This is a genomic window from Peribacillus sp. FSL H8-0477 (genome assembly GCF_038002765.1).
In the GTDB taxonomy this organism is placed as follows: domain Bacteria; phylum Bacillota; class Bacilli; order Bacillales; family DSM-1321; genus Peribacillus.
The window spans coordinates 1,757,045-1,777,295 of the sequence record NZ_JBBODE010000002.1 but is presented as its reverse complement, the minus strand read 5'-3'; the positions used below and the strand labels follow the sequence as shown (position 1 = coordinate 1,777,295).

The 20,251-nt window shown below is 36.5% G+C and carries 21 protein-coding genes; 8 read left to right on the top strand and 13 right to left on the bottom strand.

Annotated features, from left to right (window positions below; translation table 11 throughout):
- Positions 1-64: 64 nt before the first annotated feature.
- From MHI18_RS20420 to MHI18_RS20410, 3 genes are all read right to left on the bottom strand, one after another.
- Complete coding sequence (locus MHI18_RS20420; protein ID WP_340850140.1) at positions 65-355, bottom strand: YxcD family protein; 291 nt, start codon at positions 353-355, stop codon at positions 65-67.
- The gene (locus MHI18_RS20415) at positions 343-786 is read right to left on the bottom strand and encodes a hypothetical protein (RefSeq protein WP_340850139.1); all 444 of its coding nucleotides are present in this window, start codon (positions 784-786) and stop codon (positions 343-345) included. The genes MHI18_RS20420 and MHI18_RS20415 overlap by 13 nt, the downstream gene beginning before the upstream one ends.
- Positions 787-1,065: 279 nt before the next feature.
- Positions 1,066-1,953 carry a LysR family transcriptional regulator gene (locus MHI18_RS20410; RefSeq protein WP_340850138.1) on the bottom strand — a complete coding sequence of 296 codons (888 nt, stop codon included), beginning with the start codon at positions 1,951-1,953 and terminating at the stop codon, positions 1,066-1,068.
- 145 nt (positions 1,954-2,098) lie between these two features.
- Here MHI18_RS20410 and MHI18_RS20405 point away from each other — a divergent pair, with 145 nt between their 5' ends.
- Positions 2,099-2,836, top strand: a complete 738-nt coding sequence (locus MHI18_RS20405; RefSeq protein ID WP_340850137.1) for an SDR family NAD(P)-dependent oxidoreductase — start codon at positions 2,099-2,101, stop codon at positions 2,834-2,836.
- A gap of 88 nt (positions 2,837-2,924) precedes the next feature.
- Positions 2,925-4,172, top strand: coding sequence for an MFS transporter (locus tag MHI18_RS20400; protein ID WP_340850136.1), 1,248 nt, complete (start codon positions 2,925-2,927; stop codon positions 4,170-4,172).
- A 279-nt stretch (positions 4,173-4,451) separates the two neighbouring features.
- Here MHI18_RS20400 and MHI18_RS20395 read toward each other — a convergent pair whose 3' ends face one another.
- Both MHI18_RS20395 and MHI18_RS20390 read right to left on the bottom strand, forming a co-directional pair.
- Complete coding sequence (locus MHI18_RS20395; RefSeq protein ID WP_340850135.1) at positions 4,452-4,919, bottom strand: NUDIX hydrolase; 468 nt, start codon at positions 4,917-4,919, stop codon at positions 4,452-4,454.
- Between the two features lie 55 nt (positions 4,920-4,974).
- Positions 4,975-5,817 carry an aldo/keto reductase gene (locus tag MHI18_RS20390; RefSeq protein WP_340850134.1) on the bottom strand — a complete coding sequence of 281 codons (843 nt, stop codon included), beginning with the start codon at positions 5,815-5,817 and terminating at the stop codon, positions 4,975-4,977.
- A 142-nt stretch (positions 5,818-5,959) separates the two neighbouring features.
- On the opposite strand from MHI18_RS20390, the gene MHI18_RS20385 reads away from it, so the two are divergent.
- Positions 5,960-7,756 carry a M3 family oligoendopeptidase gene (locus MHI18_RS20385; protein ID WP_340850133.1) on the top strand — a complete coding sequence of 599 codons (1,797 nt, stop codon included), beginning with the start codon at positions 5,960-5,962 and terminating at the stop codon, positions 7,754-7,756.
- A 233-nt stretch (positions 7,757-7,989) separates the two neighbouring features.
- On the opposite strand, the gene MHI18_RS20380 is transcribed toward MHI18_RS20385, so the two are convergent.
- A complete protein-coding gene (locus MHI18_RS20380) occupies positions 7,990-9,318 on the bottom strand; it encodes a 6-phospho-beta-glucosidase (RefSeq protein ID WP_340850132.1) in 1,329 nt (442 codons plus the stop codon).
- Between the two features lie 299 nt (positions 9,319-9,617).
- Between MHI18_RS20380 and MHI18_RS20375 the strand changes: the two genes are divergently transcribed.
- Positions 9,618-10,355 (top strand): MurR/RpiR family transcriptional regulator, encoded by a 738-nt coding sequence (locus MHI18_RS20375; protein ID WP_340850131.1) that lies wholly within the window; start codon positions 9,618-9,620, stop codon positions 10,353-10,355.
- Positions 10,356-10,445: 90 nt separating this feature from the next.
- Here MHI18_RS20375 and asnA read toward each other — a convergent pair whose 3' ends face one another.
- The 3 genes from asnA to MHI18_RS20360 all read right to left on the bottom strand — a co-directional run bounded on the left by asnA (position 10,446) and on the right by MHI18_RS20360 (position 13,343).
- Entirely contained in the window at positions 10,446-11,459 is a 1,014-nt protein-coding gene (gene asnA / locus MHI18_RS20370) for an aspartate--ammonia ligase (protein ID WP_340850130.1), read from the bottom strand.
- A 224-nt stretch (positions 11,460-11,683) separates the two neighbouring features.
- Positions 11,684-11,965: a hypothetical protein gene (locus MHI18_RS20365; protein ID WP_340850129.1), complete on the bottom strand. Its 282-nt coding sequence runs from the start codon at positions 11,963-11,965 to the stop codon at positions 11,684-11,686.
- A gap of 154 nt (positions 11,966-12,119) precedes the next feature.
- Entirely contained in the window at positions 12,120-13,343 is a 1,224-nt protein-coding gene (locus MHI18_RS20360; protein WP_340850128.1) for a cation:proton antiporter, read from the bottom strand.
- 474 nt (positions 13,344-13,817) lie between these two features.
- On the opposite strand from MHI18_RS20360, the gene MHI18_RS20355 reads away from it, so the two are divergent.
- Positions 13,818-15,146, top strand: coding sequence for a polysaccharide biosynthesis protein (locus MHI18_RS20355; protein WP_340850127.1), 1,329 nt, complete (start codon positions 13,818-13,820; stop codon positions 15,144-15,146).
- Between the two features lie 190 nt (positions 15,147-15,336).
- Complete coding sequence (locus tag MHI18_RS20350; protein ID WP_340850125.1) at positions 15,337-15,489, top strand: DUF3934 family protein; 153 nt, start codon at positions 15,337-15,339, stop codon at positions 15,487-15,489.
- A gap of 105 nt (positions 15,490-15,594) precedes the next feature.
- On the opposite strand, the gene mgrA is transcribed toward MHI18_RS20350, so the two are convergent.
- Positions 15,595-16,587: an L-glyceraldehyde 3-phosphate reductase gene (gene mgrA / locus MHI18_RS20345; RefSeq protein ID WP_340850123.1), complete on the bottom strand. Its 993-nt coding sequence runs from the start codon at positions 16,585-16,587 to the stop codon at positions 15,595-15,597.
- Between the two features lie 339 nt (positions 16,588-16,926).
- Between mgrA and MHI18_RS20340 the strand changes: the two genes are divergently transcribed.
- Both MHI18_RS20340 and MHI18_RS20335 read left to right on the top strand, forming a co-directional pair.
- The gene (locus MHI18_RS20340; protein ID WP_161629103.1) at positions 16,927-17,082 is read left to right on the top strand and encodes a hypothetical protein; all 156 of its coding nucleotides are present in this window, start codon (positions 16,927-16,929) and stop codon (positions 17,080-17,082) included.
- A gap of 183 nt (positions 17,083-17,265) precedes the next feature.
- Complete coding sequence (locus tag MHI18_RS20335) at positions 17,266-18,285, top strand: tyrosinase family protein (RefSeq protein WP_340850121.1); 1,020 nt, start codon at positions 17,266-17,268, stop codon at positions 18,283-18,285.
- 72 nt (positions 18,286-18,357) lie between these two features.
- Here the strand turns inward: MHI18_RS20335 and MHI18_RS20330 are convergent, their stop codons facing one another.
- Genes MHI18_RS20330 through MHI18_RS20320 form a run of 3 tightly spaced genes read right to left on the bottom strand, consistent with a single transcriptional unit; the run spans position 18,358 to position 20,206 of the window.
- Positions 18,358-19,263 carry a phosphotransferase family protein gene (locus MHI18_RS20330; protein ID WP_340850120.1) on the bottom strand — a complete coding sequence of 302 codons (906 nt, stop codon included), beginning with the start codon at positions 19,261-19,263 and terminating at the stop codon, positions 18,358-18,360.
- A complete protein-coding gene (locus MHI18_RS20325) occupies positions 19,264-19,710 on the bottom strand; it encodes a hypothetical protein (RefSeq protein WP_340850118.1) in 447 nt (148 codons plus the stop codon).
- 43 nt (positions 19,711-19,753) lie between these two features.
- A complete protein-coding gene (locus MHI18_RS20320) occupies positions 19,754-20,206 on the bottom strand; it encodes a GNAT family N-acetyltransferase (RefSeq protein ID WP_340850343.1) in 453 nt (150 codons plus the stop codon).
- Positions 20,207-20,251: the final 45 nt, after the last annotated feature.

Here is a 20,251-nt window from a genome sequence, read left to right as displayed (position 1 = left end):
CCCAAAGAAAGGTATGGTAAAGAGTGAAGTACAAAAAAAAGAGGCATAGCCTCTTTTTATCCTTTTATTGAACGTATGCAATAATCCCTTCGTCATCATCCAATTTAAGTTCAAGCTTGGCAGCAAATGGATCCCTGTTCAGCTCATGTTCAATATAAAAACGCAATGCTTCAATTATATTAGCAGTAATTAATATTTGAGATCTTCCATTAACGTGTGCTTCCGCTGAGAACCCGTAGTCATCATCATACATTAATTCCATTTCCACTTGTTCTGGGCTTACTCGTCTTTTATCTGCTATATACACACAGAGTGAGTTAATGATTTCTTGTTCTGATATCTTTATCTTCTCCACGTTCCGTCTCCCTCGTTTCTCGGGCGGTTATTACGCGTGAAAATCTTTTTAAGTAACCCGATAATAAGCACAATCACAAGTACATTCAATAATAATCCAAGAACGGATCCCATAGCGCCCATATTAGCCAGCATACTCCCGAATAATAATCCGGCGATACCGCCCAGCATCATGCTTTTCATAAATGAGCCCTTGTTAAACGAATTTGTTTTTGTCGTTTTAGCATTGCTGTTTGTTGATGATTTTTGTTTATTGACCGTTGATTTATTTTGGTTGAAATTCGAACGATTGTTATTGGAATTAAAAGATTTTTTCCCTGAACGATATGATTTTGCACTCACTTCATGTGTAGGCTCTACAAAGGTATGCTCCGCAATAGGTGCAAACACAAAGGTAACCAACATAAAAGCAGTTAACAATTTCTTTAACAAAATAATTCCTCCTGTGATATTCTAGTATAGTTTTTTGTTAAACTAAGTTTCCCATATTTATATTTACGAATCAAGGATAAAGAAGTTTCAAAAAGTTACATTTTTTCTATGACATTTTTAATATCCTAAAAAACTTTAATTTGAATCATATAAATGAGTACAAATAATTTGAGTTTGGTCTTAGTAGTTAAACGTTTTTACTTCAGAAAACATTTTAGTAACTAACAATAGCCAACGGTTAATATACGACAACAAAGACCTTCTCTATATCCCCCTATATTATATATTTCCCTTTATCTTCTCAAAATAATTATGACAGTGTTCAATAAATGCCTTTGAAATCTGTGTAGGATAAAAATAGCGATGCTTTAGTAACCCAATTGTTCGTGTGAATTGGCCATTAATAATTTTGATATGTTTGATTTTATCCTCATATAAATTAACAGATGTCTCCGGTGTAAAAGCAGCACCACGTCCATTCTTTACAAGTTGTAATATAATTGTTGCTTCTTCTACTTCTACTTGATAAACAGGGGAATAACCAACAGATGAACAAAATTCATCAGTAAATTGTCGAAAACTATATTGATTGGTTAAACCGATAAATGGTAACTCTCTCAAATTCTTCATATCAATTACTTCTAGATTCGCTTCTGGATACGATTTAGGTACTGTTAAAAATATTTCTTCCTCAAATAAAGGTACCCATTCGACATTTGGATGATCAATTTTCTCTGTAGTAATACACACATCATATTTGCCATATTCAATGAACTGAATTAAGTTTTCTTTCGATAAGGGCACTTGTGTATATTTAATTTGGGGATAGTCGTTAAAGAACAAATCAATAATATTAGTAAACGTATAAGGCAGCGTTGTGACGATGGAAAGTTTTCCACTTCCTTCACCACGCCTCTCTTCTAAACCACGTTCTAAGTCATGTATTTCCGCAAAGATCCGCTCTGCGCGCTTATATAAAAACTCCCCATTTTCATTCAAAGAAATGCGTTTCCCTCTTCTAAAAAACAAGTCCATTTCAAGTTCTGCTTCAAAATTGGTTAATGCTTTACTAAGTGCTGGTTGTGAAATAAAAAGCTCTTTTGCGGCAAGTGACATGTTTTCCAATTTCGCTATTGTATAAAAATAGCGAAGCTTAAGTAAATTCATTTCATCCTCCCTTTATAACTAAAAGTTATAAACACATTACAAATAGGTATTTTTAATTATATACAAATCTTTATATTATGTGAATAGGCACTGAGAATTTGAACAAATTGTGAACGAAAATAACAACATATGGGAGATGTCAAACATGAGATTAAAAAACAAAGTTGCCATTATTACCGGTGCAGCATCTGGTATGGGTCAAGGTGAAGCAATCCGCTTCGCTAAAGAAGGCGCAAAAGTTGTTGTAGCTGACTTAAATTTAGAAGGTGCACAATCTGTAGCTGCAGAAATTAATGCATTTGGCGGACAAGCAATTGCTGTTTCAGTAAATGTCATGAAAACTGAAGATATTTTGAATTGTGTAAAAGAAACAGAAGAAGCGTTTGGTCCAGTTGATATATTGGTAAACAATGCTGGTGTCTTCGACAAATATCAAAAGTCACTAGATACTACATTAGATCAATGGAACTTCCTAGTGAATATCAATTTAACAAGTGTATTTGAATTTTCAAATACTGTATTACCAAGCATGATTGAACGCAGAACAGGTGCAATTGTAAACATCGCTTCTGTTGCAGGTCTTGTTGCAGGTAAAGGCGGCGCCGCTTACACTGCAACAAAACACGGTGTAATTGGCTACACTAAACATTTATCTTCGGAATACGCTCAATATGGCATTAAAATAAACGCAATTTGTCCAGGTACTATCGAAACCCCTCTAGTTAAGGATGTTCTGGCTGGTATCTCAAAAGAGCCAGTCCCAGCTCGCCGCTTTGGACAAGTAGAAGAAGTAGCTGATTTAGCAGTGTTCCTCGCATCTGAAGAAGCTAAATTCATGAGTGGTACCGCAGTAACGATAGACGGTGGATTTACCATTCAATAATGGTGAAACCCTAAGGGGTGTTTTGTAGCATAAATTTTATGGAGGAGAAGCGACTAGCTATCTTCTCCATTCTTACGAGGTGGGAAAGATGAAAAAGCAAGGTAAAATCCACTACGCTTGGTGGATCATGGTTGCAAGTGCTGCCATATATGCCGCAAGTGTTGGTATTATCGTTAGCTGCGCAGGTTTACTATATCGTGCAGTAGCTGAAGATTTGAATGTTGGTGTTTCTGAAATTAGTTTATATACATCACTCATGTATTTGACAGTTACAATTTTACTCCCCTTCGCTGGGAAAGTATTAAATAAATTCGATATCCGGTATATTTTAACCATTGCAGGTATTATTAACGCACTTGCATTCGGTTTAATGGGTACGTACAACTCGGTTATCCCATTCTACATTTCTGGAATTGCTCTAGGGATCGGTAGTACATTTTTAATTTACGGTTCCATTCCATTAATCATGAACAACTGGTTCAAAGTAAAAGCTGGTACCTCTCTAGGTATTGCGATGGCGTTCATGGGGATTGGCGGCGCAATCTTCGCACAAATCACAGGTGGGTTAATTGAATCAATCGGCTGGCGATCCACATATATGGTCTTAGGTATTGCGGTTGCAATCTTAATTTTGCCATTCTCTATTTTCGTTATCCGTTCTAAACCTGAAGAATTAAACATGACAGCTTACGGGGAAGATGAAGTGGCCGCAAATGCACCTGCTTCATCAAAACTGCTTGAAACAGGTGTTTTAAAAAGTGCTGCGTTGAAATCTCCAGCATTTTACTTAGTTCTAGTATTTACAGGATTATTCGGTCTTGCTTCAACAGTAAGCTTTCATGTACCAAACTTCGTACAGTCTGTCGGTTTCACGGCAGCGATGGCAGCTACAGGCGTAACATGTGTAACGATTGGTCAAACTGGCGGTAAATTCATGCTTGGCGCAATCAACGATAAATTCGGTATTAAATCGGCTTTATTCGTAGGTATAGGCGGTGGTATGCTCGGAGTAGTTGCCTTATTAATTTCTGACTCATTCGGTATTGGTATTCTTTATGCTGGTGCCTTACTGTTTGGTATTGGTTTCTCTGGTTCAACTCTACTACCTCCAGTAGTTATCCGTGAAGTATTCGGTGGACGAGATTATGCATCCATTTATACAACCATTATGTCTGCTTCTACATTAGGTGTAGCTGTTGGTACCACTTTATTCAGTTACATTTTCGATTCAACAGGTTCATACTACACAGTATTTATTACCGTAATCATCTTATTTATTATTGTTATTTCTTCAAGTCTTATCTCTTTAAATTGGAAGAAAAAATTAAATGTTTAATCCATATCAATAAAGAAAAGCACTTATTGGAATGTAAACATTCTAAGAGGTGCTTTTCTTTACGTTTCTTCCGAGAACAAGACTATAGACTCGTTTACATTCTCATTTTAAATAACAAAAATTCGAAAACACCATCCAGAGTAACTATGTAAAAAAAATCCTAAAGAAGAAAAGAACCTAATTGTTATATTTTTAGTAGATGATGATAGCTGCTAATTCACTATTCTCAGATATCGCATTGATCGATGTATACACCGTAATCTCCTATGCTATTTTATTTTAAAGTGTTGCTAAAATAGAAATGCCTTTACTGTATTCATTTATTATTGGGAAATCTGGTGGATTAATGTTGTTAGGAAGTTCTGCAAACTTAAAAAACTTTAAGTCTTCAACTTCCTTAACATCCCTTTTCATTACGCCCTCGTAATGACTGCATATGTAGGCAGATATCACATTATATACCACATCACCATGAGGATATGTATAGCGAAAGTTTTCTCCTGAGTAAACATTGAATAACTTTAGCTTATTTGCAATCAATCCGGTTTCCTCAAATAATTCTCTCATGGCCGTTTGTTCTAATGTTTCCCCCAGCTCAAGTGCGCCGCCAGCTAACCCCCAACAGTTATTATCCTTACGAAGCTGCAATAATAATTCGTTCTTCTCATTAATTAAAAGAACAGCAGCCCCAGCCATGATAAGAGGACGGCTTCCCACTATTTTTCTTAATTCCTTTATATAACCCATATAACACCTCTAAAAAAAGAAGGTACAAAATACCTTCCTTTCTCTCATATATTTATTAAAATTCTTCATAAACGGCTGGATCTTGATTAGCAATTCTGCCATCAGGACGTGTTAATTTTGATATCATATTCATTTCTGTTTCATCTAAATTAAAGTCGAAAATTGAAATATTTTCAAGCTGATGTACGGGTGAAGCTGATTTTGGTATGGATATGGCTCCTAGCTGATAATGCCAGCGCAATACAATTTGCGGGATGGTTTTATGATGATGTTCGGCAATCGTTTGAAGCGTATCAATCTCTAAATCTTTATATCCTCGTGTAAATGGGCTCCATGATTCTGTAGCGATATTATGTTCTTCATGGTAGTTTCTTTGCTCTGCCTGATTGAAGAATGGATGCAATTCAATTTGGTTAATACTTGGCTTTACACCTGTTTCTTTTTCTAAACGGTCAAGATGTTCAGGTAAGAAATTACAAACACCAATAGAACGAATAAGTCCCCATTTTTTCGCATCAATCAATGCCTGCCAAGCTTCTACATAGTGATCCTGTTTTGGATTAGGCCAGTGAATGAGATATAAATCATAGTAATCTAAATCAGCCCTAAATAAAGATTCTTGGATAGTAGCTACCGCTTTATCATAGGTTTGAAAACGGCCTGGCAGCTTAGTAGTTATTTTTAATTCATGTCTTGGAACAGAACTACGTTTAACCGCTTCCCCTACAGTTCCTTCATTTTCATAATTATAAGCAGAATCAATTAAGCGATAACCTGTTTCAATTGCACTTTGGATAGCGTTCACACCACTAATTCCCTTAAGTGGATATGTACCAAAACCTATGACTGGTAATGTCATTCCATCATTTAATGTAACCTCTGGAATTGATTTATTCATAACTAACCACTCCCTTCCATAATAGATAAGAGTATCATAAATTTTAAATAATTTCATAATTGCGACTTTCGAGTATAAAGGAATTTCCCATATACTAGACGAATTAATAGATAAGAAAAGAATGAAAGATAAGGAGACCTAAATGGAACAAATAATGAATCAAAATTGGGATTTAGCATCGCTTTATCCTGATGAAACCATGTCAAACAAACTAATAGAATTTAGAAACGAACTGGATATGAAAGTTGAAACCTTGTCTGAAGATCTTAAACACTTGAATCGTTCATCTGGAATAATAACCCTGTCAAAGTTAGTGGAAATTATTCAACGTACACAATATGTTCAGAATGGTTCGGAAGAATTTGATGATTTACTAATATGTATATATGCTCAAAATACCAACAATACCGAGGTTATCGGATTATTAGATCATAGTACGGTTATTAAAACAAAGCTTCAATCCTTCCAACTCGAGTTAAATCTCACATTGGGCAATCTCTCAGATGACCTATGGGCTGAACTTTTATGTTTAACAGAAATTGAACCAATATCATTTTTTCTACTAGAATGTAGGAATAAAGGAAAAAATCAGCTGCCTTTGAAAATGGAAAGATTAATTAACTCTCTTTCTATTAATGGTATCAAAGGATGGGAACAACAACACGAACAAATGCTGACACAATTGAGAATCCCACTAAAGATGGATGGAGAGACAAAAGATGTTTCGATTGGACAAGCATTAAATGAAGCCATTTATTCCAAAAACCACGACGCTGCACTGGCAATTAAACAAATCTGTGAAAAAAATGCCGATTTATTCGCTTCTGTATTAAACAGAATAGCTGGTTTCCGTCTTACTATTTATGAACAACGCGGCTGGGATAACCTTTTAAAAGAATTATGTCTTCAAAATCGGATTATGGACGAAACACTTCACACTATGATTACTTCCATCAAACAACATAAGGAACTTATACAATCTTACATACAACGAAAAATCGAACTCAGTGAAATAAAAAATCCCAGCTGGTATGATTTAGAATCGCCGTATTTTACCGTTGCAGTAAAGGTTCCCTATTCTGATGCAGTATCCCTTATTATTGAGCAATTTCAAACGTTTAGTGATTCATTAGGGAAATTTGCAGAAGAAGCTTTTGAAGCGAACTGGATTGAAACGGAAAACCGTCCAGGCAAAGCGGAGGGTGGCTTCTGTGCATCGTTACCACTGTCCAAACAAAGCAGGATTTTTTTAACCTATCGACAGAATTACCAAGATGTTATAACGATAGCTCATGAATTGGGACATGCTTACCATAATTATATCTTGCATAATGAACCAGCTTTTGCGCAGCAAAAAGGGACAAGTTTGGCAGAAACTGCATCAACCTTTATGGAAAACTTGGTAGTGGATGCGGTGATTAAACAATCCACTTCAAAGGAAGAAAAATTGGCTTTACTTGAGATGAAAATCTCCAATGGTCTTAAATATGTTGGTACGATTCCGAATATGTTTAAGTTCGAGCAAGAATTCTATGAAAAGCGAAAAACGAATATAGTGACAACTGAAGAAATCAACACTTTAATCTCTAAAGTAGAAAATGAACTATATGATGGTTTAATTGAAGATTTGGCAGTTCATAAATGGATGTACATTTCTCACTTTTATAACGCAGAAAAGGCTTTTTATAATATTCCTTACACCATAGGCTATCTGTTTAGTAACGGCATATATGAAAAATTGAAAAAAAGTGACAATGGCCTCGAGCAATTAGACGAATTATTGCGAAGCTCAGGCAGAATGACAGTAGAACAGCTCGCTGAAAGATATTTAGGAGAAGATGCAACAAAAGCTACGTTCTGGGATTCATCCCTGCAGCCTTTAAAGGACGCGATTGAAGAGTATTTATACTTAACGGAAGATATTAAAATAAATAAATGAACAATCAAATGTTAGCGTATAGACTCTGAATTCCTACCTATCAAACTACTATAATCATCAGCCCACAAATGCAATTTGTGGGTTTTACTATTTTAATGTTTTTGAGAAGCCTAAGTTATTCTTTGAGTCGTAGGACAAGGTAAAGCTAGACATCTCCTTTAGAATAGGTAAACCGCTAAGTGCGACAAAAAAGTAGAGTCAATGAAGACTCTACTCATGTTAATATATACTAGTTATACTTTCACTGTCTGTGCGAATTGGGGAAGATATTCTTTATGAGCTGCTAACATTTCATCTAATATCTGTTTAGCAACTTTATCAGAATGGACAAGCGGGTTGATAGTCATGGCAAGTAAGGCTGTTTGATAATCACCTGTCACCGCTGCTTCTGATGCGACTCGTTCGAAACTCTTAATTTGCTGGACCAGTCCTCTAGCCGCAACTGGTATGTCACCTACTGCAATAGGTACCGGTCCTTCTTTAGTAATCACACAATTCACTTCAACTGCAGAATCGTTTGAAATACTAGCAATGGCCCCGTTATTTCTTGTATTAACTGGTTGGATATCACGTTTATCATTATATATTGAGTTTATCAGACTACAAGCTGCATCACTGTAAAAGGCGCCTCCACGTTTTTCTAGTTGCGGCGGTTTGATATCTAGTTCTGGATTCTTATAAATCTCGAAAAGTTCATGTTCTAATTTTTGTACTACTTCGGCTCTTGTGCCGACAGTTTCGGCTGCTTCCATTTCCTCGGTAAGCATCTCACTAGTCTTATAATAATAGCGATGGTAACCACAAGGAATGACACCTAATGCTTTTATGAAATCTGGTTCCCATGCTAAACCAGAAATATTTTTCATCGTCATTTCATTACTAGGGTCCGTCATTCTTTCGATAACAGAATCAAGAATACTGACTCCATCTAAGTATACATTTAAACCGAACACCATATGATTAAGGCCAGCAAAATCAACATGTATTCGACTTGGCTCAACATCCATGGCACTCGCAATCCCCATTTTCATTCCGATTGGGACATTACATAAACCGACGACCTTCTTGATGTTGCTATATCGTAATACAGCCTCCGTTACCATACCAGCTGGATTCGTAAAGTTTACAAGCCATGCATTAGGACATAATTCTTCAATATCTTTACATATTTCTAAGATAACCGGGATTGTCCGTAATCCTTTAAATAATCCACCTGGACCATTCGTTTCCTGTCCGATTACTCCATATTTAATGGGTATTCTCTCATCTTTTGCACGTGCGTCCAATAAACCAACACGGAATTGCGTGGTAACAAAATCCGCATCCTTTAGCGCTTCTCTTCTATCTAGTGTTAGATGTACAGCGATGGGAACACCTGCTTTTTGGATCATCCTCTTTGCAAGGTTTCCAATAATCTCTAATTTCTCCTTACCAGCCTCAATATCTACTAACCAAAGTTCCGATATTGGAAGCTCATCATATCTTTTTATAAATCCTTCAATTAATTCGGGGGTATAGCTCGATCCTCCACCAATGGTTACAATTTTAATTCCTTTTGACATGTTTGCACCTCCAAGTTTTATCATGCTTAGTTACTGATTGAAAGGCTCTTTTTAGGTAATGCATCTACCCTGTTACTTGATAAGCTGCATCCATAGAAAGAAATATACAACACCTTTCTCTCGTCTTAATACCAATTGTACGCGCTTTCAGTAAACGTGTACGCAAAAGTGAGGGTTTAGGACGTTTTATCATGTAAAGGAATTTGTTACATTTTTGGAACACCCTGTTTTTATTTAGTAGTTATGATAAGATTTATTTATATCCATTATTACTAAACTTGTGTAAGGAGGAACCTAAGATGTTTTCTAACGAAGAGATTGCTTCATTTAATGATTTAGAATTTTCCTTATATAACTACGTTACGAAGAATAGTGAAAAGGTAATCTACATGCGGATTCGGGAACTTGCAGATAACACGCATGTTTCAACCTCCTCTATTTTACGTTTTTGTCGAAAATTAAATTGTGAAGGGTTTTCGGAATTTAAAGTAATGTTAAAACTCCATCTAAATCGTTTAGAAAATACCACCTTAAAATCAACTAAACATTACCTCTCAGAGTTTATGGAACGAACAATGAAAGGAAATTTTGAGTCTTACATAGAAGAAACAGCTGAATTAATTGGAAAGTCTAATAAAGTCGTCTTTATCGGTACAGGAAGTTCTGGAATATTAGCTGAATTTGGGGCTCGATACTTCTCTGGTTTAGGGAAATTTTCTTCATTTATTAAAGATCCTTACTACCCAATAAACAGTACTGAACTGAACGACACCACCGTAATAATTTTATCTGTGTCGGGTGAAACTGAAAACACGATAAAATTGGCTAAGTTATTTAAAGATAGAGGCAGCCATATTGTAAGTATTACAAACTCCAAAAATTGTACAATAGCAAACATGTCAGATATAAATATTGCTTATTATGTAACAGAAGTACAATTAAATGAAACCAATATCACTACACAAATCCCCGTCATCTATATAATAGAAGAAACTGCACACGTCATCCGTAAAAACAGCCAACAAAAGACTTTTTAGGACTTATGGTCCCGCTCGGATCTTTCTGTATCGTAAAATATGGAAAAACAGACCTAGAAGTAGATTTACTTCTAGGCCTGTTAAAGAACTCTATAATAGTTGTATGTTATTATCTTTACATTCTTTTAACACTTTCTCGTTCCATACCGACGCTTGAACTTCACCAATATGAGCTTTCTTTAAGAGAAACATGCATAATCTTGACTGACCGATTCCTCCTCCGATGGTATAGGGCAGTTCTCCATTCAGTAAGGACTTATGATAGTGCAGCTCTTTACGATCCTCATTGTTTGCAACCTTTAATTGTTCCAACATGGTTTTTTCGTCTACTCTAATCCCCATTGATGATACTTCAAACGAGCTTTGTAAGAGGGGATTCCAAAAAACGATGTCTCCATTTAAGTTCCAGTCATCGTAATCCGGTGAACGTCCATCATGCTTTTCTCCTGATTTCAATTCACCCCCAATTTGCATGACAAACACGGCTCCATGTTTTTTTGTAATGGCATCTTCCCTTTGCTTAGGGGAAAGAGCCGGATACATTTCCTCGAGTTCAAACGTTGTTACAAAATGAATGTGTTCTGGTAATATCGGTATAAGTAACGGATTGAATTTATATAAATAGTTTTCGACTGCTTTCATTGCTTCATAAATTTTTAGGACTTCAGTTCGGAGTGTAGTTAAATTACGTTGTTCTTTTGTAATGACTTTTTCCCAATCCCACTGATCGACGTAGATGGAATGAAGATTATCTAATACCTCATCTCTTCTGATCGCCTTCATATTCGTGTAAAGCCCCTCACCTATCATAAAATTATAGGTATGCAGCGCCATTCTTTTCCACTTTGCTAAAGATTGAACCAATTGAATGTGTGAAGGCTCAATATCTAAAGCATCAAATGTAATAAAACGTTCAACTCCATTTAAATTATCATTTAATCCCGTCCCTTCCAATAACAACAACGGAGCCGAAACTTCCATTAAATTAAGCGCTTCTGAAAATTCTTCTTCAAAAAGTTCTTTAATCACCTTTATGCAAATTTCTGTATGCTTTACATCTAATAAAGGCTGATATGCATTCGGTAGTGTCAACGTTTTAGTCATGTAAAAATCCTCCATACCTTTTTCTTTTCTCCAAATAAAAAAGACCTTTTCATTTTTTACCTGGGTAAATAACTAAAATTACTTTATGAAATATTCTGTTATTTGTGACAAAAGAGGTGGATTTGGTATGAAGGATTCATTTCAGAATTTTTCGCAAGAGAAAGATAGGGAATACGAGGCAGGTCGAGCGATGGCAGAACGTTATGATTTATACTGCGGTGGTTTCAACTCAAACCGTCACCTGTTCCATCTTCTTCAACAAACCAAATACTATTATATTTTCCGCTTTCATTATGAATCACTGCAAACTTATTGTCGATTGGTGAACCACTTTCATAGCCAGAGTTCTCAAAGGATTCATTATCCATTTGTGCACTCATATTAATAAACCTTTCTAGCCGCTCCTCAGATAATTTATTAAAACAATTAGGACATTTCCAAAACTCATCTATTTTCATAAAATACTCATTACAATTATCACAAAGTAGTTTTTTTGTTAAATCCATTTCAAAGCCTCCTATTTATCCCCATCTACAAGATAAATTATGCTGATTTTCTTGTTAGATGTGTCTTATATACAATAACTAGTTTACCCAAACTTAAACAAAAGATAAGCATCCCAAAATTCGGTTAGTTCCCAACGAATTTTAGGATGCTTTATCAACTTGAAATTTCTATTTTTTTCTTCTCTTCTTTATCGCTCCATCTAAACACCTTATTAAGAACCTTATACACGTTTTTACTTTCTTTTGTCAAAAGCGGCCCTAATATAGCCAAAATAAGAACATAAAGAGCCGTAAATGGTGTTAATATTGGGCTTAACCCTGCTGTTATGCCTAAGTTAGCTACAATAATTGAAAATTCTCCTCTTGCCATAATGGTTAAGCCGATATTGCTAGACATTTTATGTGACAGCCCTGCTTTTCTTCCAGCAATTATACCTGCTGAGATATTAGCAAAAATCGTAATAATTGCAGCCCCTAAAGCCAACCAGATTGCATCGGATAAAGTTGACGGATCAATACTTAATCCGAAGCTGAAGAAGAAAATAGCTCCGAAAAAGTCTCTAAATGGAACAACCAACTTTTCGATTCGATCACGATGAATCGTTTCTGAAAAAACTAACCCCAATAATAAAGCGCCGATGGCTTCTGCAACATGAAGTTTTTCCGAAAAGCCAGCAACAAAGAATAATAGGGCAAAGATTACAATAATAAAGTTTAGATTAGATTTGATCTTAAACAGTTTATTTAGTATAGGCGCACCTTTCCGCGCAATGACAAAAAACAACAACATATACCCTATGGATATGAGAACCGATGTGATAATACCAAAGGCGGAGGTTGAACCTCCGAGTAATATACCCGACATGGTTGTTAAAAATATGGCTAGAAAGATGTCGTCAAATAAAATGATGCCTAGAATTAACTCTGTTTCCGGGTTTGCCGTTCTCTTTAAATCAACAAGCACCTTAGCCACAATAGCACTAGAGGATACGCTCAGTAAACCTGCTATAATCAACATTTCCATCAAAGGCATTCCTACAATCCATCCATAGACAAGACCTAATACAAAATTAATTGCAACGTAGACACTTCCGCCCACTACAATGTTACGTCCTGATTTTATTAACTTACCAACTGAAAATTCAAGTCCTAAATAGAATAGTAAAAATAGTACCCCGATCCTCCCTAAAAATTGAATGATATCATAACTTTCAATAAAGGTTAGATCAATAATCCCTATTTTAGGTGCATGTGGTCCGACCAACATACCTAGAATAATCAGAAATGGAATGATGGAAAACCTAAACTTATTTGCAATGATTGAACCAATGGCAATAAGAACGAGTGCTGTACCGACATCTAATATAATTGTATCCATGTATATCCCTGCCTCTCTTTTATGTCACCTTCTTTGGATTAGGTTTTGTATCAAATCTTGCATGTGAGGAATTTGTTCGTTCTAAGAAGCTCGTCAAATCATAGATCTACCAGTAAGACGTTTAGATAAACTTACTCAAGGTGGTTCAGCTTCTCTACTATTCATTTAAAATAGACCTTTTCCTTTCAAATACTTGAGTTGCAGTCGTGTAAAAGTAGATTTGGAGAGATTAGAATATCGAAGAGTAAAGTAAATTGAGGGTATTGCGTTATGTTACTTATTCCTAGTATATAGTATATTTATGTAACGTACAAATATTTCACTTTATTGTTATATAGTTACTTTTTAGGAACGCGAAATGGGGTATTATTTTTTTTAGTAATCTTTTTATATACATAAAAAGGTTTGAGATAACAATGAATATTCCACGGCCTGTCTCATACCTTATATAAACACCGAGGAGGAGAGTTGCCAATGCGGGGGTTCTACAAAGGAACGATTATTTTGGTTATTGCCGCTTTTTTCGGAGAATGTGTCGAATTTTTAATAAATATGATTCTTGCCCGAGAATTACATGAAGAAGGAATGGGGCAATACATGTCACTTTTGCCAATATTCTTCTTAATCTATGTGCTCGCAAGCCTGGAATTACATATTTCCGTTTCTAAATTTGTTGCAGAAAACAAACCTGCCCTGCATTTCAATTTACTTATTCATGCATTAAAAATGGCTGCCGTAGTGGGCTTGGTTATCTGTGCAATAATGCCGATTATCCTAACCTTTTTGCCATTAATGGACCGGTATCACCCACATATAAAATGGCTGTTTGTTGGTTTAATTCCTATCGTGGCTTTCTCATCTATCGCGAGAGGGTATTTTATGGGTGTTCAGCAAATGAGTAAGATTGCACTTTCAAACTTTTTTAAAAAAATATTTCAATTTGGTTTGTTGCTTCTGATTTTTACATTATTTCAGTATAACCAAAAAGACTCTTTACTCATGGCTTTCTATGTATTAATTGGAAGTGAATTCTTAGTATTTATCTACTTATTCAGCCTATTTATGGTTCATTTACGAATCATGAAAAGAAGCTCACACACCCTTTCGTCAGGAAAAGAAGCACGAAAAAAACTACTTGAGGTATCGTTACCCACAATGGGTTTGAGAATTTTCCATGCCATTACTAATGCCATCCAGCCTTTTCTGATTCATGCGGCCTTACTCTCCGCCGGTTTTGGAGCCGTTTTAGCCACTGAGCATTTCGGAATGTTGACGGGTGTGGCGATGACGATTGGTTTTTTCCCTGCTTTTATTGCACATTCCTTAATGATCATGCTAATTCCTAACGTCTCTGAGGCCTATAATAAGAGAGATAAAGAGAAACTTCGCGACCTTTTACAGAAATCCATATCGGTTACCATCCTTTATGGCGTACCAGCCGTTTTTATTATTTATTTTTTTGCGGAACCTTTAACGTCACTCTTTTTTTCATCGACCTCCGCTTCTCTTTACTTAAAATTGTTATGTCCCTATTTTCTCTTCCATTTTTTTATCATTCCGATGCAAGCCTATTTAATCGGATTAGGTTTAGTAAAAGATGCATTTGTACACACTGTATGGTCACATATTGTTGCATTTATTATTATGTACATTCTAGGTTCACAGCCTGCATTCAACATGGAAGGAATTATAATCGGCATGAATACTGGTGCTGTTTTAATAACCCTTATGCATTACGTAACAATATGCCATAAAATCGGCATCAACCTTTGGCTGACAAAATCGAAGCAAAATGTTTATTAATCAACATTCCTTTTTATCGTTTTATTGGGACTGTGCGTAAACAGTGATATAATGAAACCTTAAGAATAAAATTCTGTACATATTGAATAAGCTGCCGTATATTTCAACATGCTTAGAACATGTAAGCACGCCATAAAGAGATAAAGCTAACCAACAATATACAGAGTAACAACACAAATGGAGTGATTTTATGGGAAAAGCTAAAGCAAAGAAACCAACTGGCGGAACTGGTCGTGGAACAGGGAGTAAAGGTTGGAATAGATGGAAAGCTGGAGCTAACAAAGCAAAAAGTGCTAAACCTTATACGAGTAAAGCGAATAAGGATACTGACAAAACTGAGTAATATAAGTTGATTCGTCAGTGACATCCTGCAACTCATAAAAAACCCGTAGCAGGTTTTGTGTCTGTTAAACAACAGACACAAGGCCATACATACGGGTTATTTTTGTTACCTTGATAGGATTCTTTCAATTCCCTCAAGTTCGTCTGAGGTAAAACTCAAATGATTTAGTGCGGCTACATTTTCTTCAATCTGACTAACTTTACTTGCTCCAATTAAAGCGGAGGTTACACGTCCTTCACGCAGGACCCAAGCAAGGGCCATTTGTGCCAAGCTTTGATTTCGTTCTCGTGCTATAGTATTTAATTCAGAAATTTTCATAATCACATCATCTGTGATCGCTTCTTCAGCTAATGCACCAGACGGTTTTGATGCTCTTGAATCGGCAGGAACTCCTGATAAATATTTGTTCGTTAATAAACCCTGTGCCAATGGACAAAATGCTATCGAGCCTGTTCCGCTTTCATGCAAGACATCTTGCAGGCCATCCTCTATCCATCTGTTTAACATAGAGTAGTTTGGCTGATGAATGACTAACGGTGTGCCTAAGTTAGTCAAAATCTCTACGGCTTCTTTTGTTTGGTCCGCATCATAACTCGAAATTCCTACATACAATGCCTTACCTTGGCGAACAATTGAATCCAACGCACCCATGGTCTCTTCCATCGGGGTATTTGGATCTGGGCGGTGAGAGTAAAAAATATCAACATAATCAAGGCCCATACGCTTTAAGCTTTGATCAATACTCGCTGTTAAATATTTTTTAGATCCCCATTCTCCATAAGGGCCTGGCCACATATAATAGCCAGCTTTGGATGATATAATCATCTCGTCTCGATAAGGAGCAAAATCGGTCTGTAAGATTTTTCCGAACATTTCTTCGGCTGAACCAGCAGGCGGTCCGTAATTATTGGCTAAATCAAAATGAGTGATTCCTAAATCGAATGCTTTTCTCAACATATCTCGACCATTTTCAAACGTATCGACCCCACCAAAATTATGCCATAATCCTAATGATATCGCTGGCAATTTTAGACCTGATTGTCCACACCGATTATATTTCATCGTTTCATAACGATTCTCCGCCGCTTGATAGACCATGTTCTTTCCTCTTCTCTATGTATGTTTTATTGTAAACCCTTACACTAGTGTACTGTTTTTTGATCTGTAAATCTACTATTTCGTTTCTGAGGGTTAAACCTCGATAAACTTTACGAGATAAAGGAATTAGGCACGGTTCACTTTAGAGACGAATCAATAAACGTAGGTATCGCGTTTGCCGAAGACTAGGCCAATCGTGCCTCGGAATACTGGCAGCGAGAAAAAATGAGTGATTTTTTCTTTATAAGAGGTAATTACTCAGAAATTCTTCCTAAATGGATGTAACGAATACTGAATATCGTTTATAATACAACAATAATCCTTTTAGGCGGTGATTCAATGAACGAATACAAAGTAACGGTAAAGAATGGCTCCTCCACTATTTTGGTAGAGGTAATTAAAGCGGAAGATGAACGAGATGTTTTAGGTACACTTCTTCTCAGCAGTGAATTATTTAACCAATCTTTCACAGATATCAGGATCTTATCCGTATAATCCATAAATCAACAACCACCTCATTTCCTTAATGAGGTGGTTATTTTCTATATATTTTCTCCGGTATGCTTAATGCCTATTTTTCCTTATTTCCGCTGATGTACTAGTTCATTTAACGTCTTGTTGCTTAGTATATCTTAACGCCGTTTAGGAACTAGACAGACTTTAAAGGAGATACCTTACATGTCAGCTAAATATAAAGTTAGAAAAAATATTATTAACCTTACCGATAAGGAGAAAAAAGAGTATGTATCTGCCGTTTTGAAACTGAAAGAAATAGGTGTCTATGATCGTTATGTAGCATGGCATACAGCAGGTGGGAAATTCCAGACTCCCCCAAGAAAAAATGAAAACGTAATGACAGAAGGACAAATTTCGCCCACCACTACTAACCCACATTCGATGGGGCACGGCAGCTCGAGTAGAACTCAATCGAATCAAGAGGATTCACCTATTCGCGATAGTAGTCACCGCAATGCTGCTCATATGGGTCCAGCCTTTTTACCATGGCATAGAGAATTTCTATTACGTTTTGAATCAGATCTTCAGAAAATTTATCCAAATATTGTTCTTCCGTACTGGGATTGGGCTACAGATGCAGCGTTAAAAGATCCTACTAAGTCACCGATATGGAGAAACGATTTTATGGGAGGAAACGGAAATCCTGCAAACGACTTCATTGTTGAAGACGGTCCTTTTGCAGCAGGAAAATGGGAAGTATTAGATGAAGAAGGAAGTCTTGCAGGAGGCTTAAAACGCAATTTTGGTGGTACTGATCACACCATAACGTTGCCAACTCGTGAAGATGTTCGTAAGGTGTTACGCGTCACTCCTTATGATGCTCCATCCTGGGATATGACCAGTAATCCCAGTTTTCGAAATCAACTAGAAGGGTTTATAAACGGCCCTCAGCTTCATAATCTAGTCCACGTTTGGGTTGGCGGGCACATGGGCTATGTTCCAACCGCACCAAATGACCCTGTATTCTTTTTACATCATGCTAATGTGGATCGATTATGGGCTATGTGGCAGATTATACACCCCGAGAAAAGCTACGTACCAAGAAAAGGCGGTCCCTATGGACAAAACTATACGGACCGAATGTTTCCCTGGGATACTACGCCGAAACACGTAATTAATCACCGAAGGTTAGGCTACGTCTATGATGTAGAAATTGAAAGAGCGCGAAGAAAAAAACGTTGATTTGATTTTGATAAAAACACAAGCTGTAAACGAACAGCTTGTGTTTTTTATCAGCTGTTCTCGTTACTTATCCTAAAGTCGATTCATAAGGCTTATTACGTACTGGTCAGTTCGTTCAACGATTACGTCATTAGTTAAATCATTAACACCAAATACCGGCCATCCTGGATATACTTCTGGCGGGCCGCCATCTACTAGGGAAACCAAATCCCAATATGGATCATATGTAAACTCCGAACCACCATAAGTCTGGTAAGCAGTTAAGAACGCATCCGCAAAAGCAATACCATACAGCCTGGCAAGATTAAGGCGGCAGTGTCCAACATCAATACCCGCTGGCCCCCTGCAAGCATTAACCCAATCTACGACACCGCTGATTTTCCCATTTTCCCATAAAACATTCGTTGGATGATAATCCCGATGGATAAAACAAATCTTAGTTTCTGGCTGCTGTCCTCTCAAAATTTCCAACAGCTTTTTCCATCGTTCCGGTTGACTCGTCCACTTTGGGATACTTATGGTCTTTATATCATTATAAGAGAAATAGTTCCAAGCAAACTCGGCTGCTTCCACAGTATGAATAGCCGCTAAGGTTTTTGCCAAGTCATCTATCCATCCACCCACCTTAATTCCAGGCATTAAATCAACCTCCCCTTCAACCTTTGTCATTAAGACAGAAGGGATTCCACACTCACTCCCTGTTTCATCATAGGCAATGATCGCAGGAGAATTCGTCCTAGTTTTCGAAGCCATTCGAAGACTTTCTGCTTCGTGTTTTGCAAGGTCAGGCTCCTCTTCAAGCCAACTACGATTCGTAAATTGACGCAGTACATATTCTTGTATATTTCCTTGATTACTTAGTGAAAGACTATAGACATCCGAAGAAGTACTTCCAGGTAAGCGATGGATCTCTTCTATATTTACTCGAGAATCTACAGAGGAGGTAATCCATTGCAGTAATTGATCCGGAAATTTCATTTACCCACTCCCTTTTCCTACTTTCTCTAAAAGTGAATAATCTTTGCTTTTAATTATTGGTATACCATTTCGTTGCGCAAACAAAGCCAATTCTTGAAACACGTTTTCAGGAGTAAAATGAATAATTCGAAGATTGAGCATTTGTTTATTTTCTATAACCGCACATTGAGTGGACCACCCAACCCGTTTAAACGTTAGATGTATCATCTGATGAGGATTAAGTTCTTTTTTCCAAATAACTAGTGAAAGAAACAGTACCTGATAGGTAATCAGACCATCCTCTATTCTTAATGTGAAATGAATAAACACTAATAGAAGCATAAGAAAGACTAGTGAAAGTTGAAGATACGCTAGTATTCCAGAGGGAAAATACAAAACCATAGACAAGACGTTAATAAACAGCAAAAAAATCAATTTTCCTCTATGGGTTTTTGCACTGAAGGTCAATTTACTCCCCTCCTATGTTATTCGAAATATGTATTGGTTTCCTTTATATCGTTTGTGAGAGTCGAATCATATCTCTGCATAAAATACCGTTTTCTATGATTTCTTCTGCGTAGTGTTTTGTAAAAAAATCAAAATCAACACCCGTTATTCTGAAACCGCATTTTTGGTAGAGAGCTAGTTGACCTATACTAGAATTTCCCGTCCCTATTTCAATTGTTTTATAGCCATTATTCTTGGCAGTTTTAATTGCATCTAGTACTAATCGTTTTCCTACCCCTTTGCCCTGATGAACTTCCTCAACAGCTACATTTACTAACTCTACCGTTTCAGGTCTTGTAGGCAGAAGTACATATATACCAATGATGTGATTTCCATCTTCAGCAATAAAACACTCTCCCCTAGAGATATAGTCCCTCACTATTTTTGGGGATGGATCCGCTAATAATAATAAATGTATTGGAGGCATCTCACCAACTCTTAACTTTCTAATCAAAATTATAATCCCCTTTCTTATTTAAATTTTACCAAATTCATACAATTA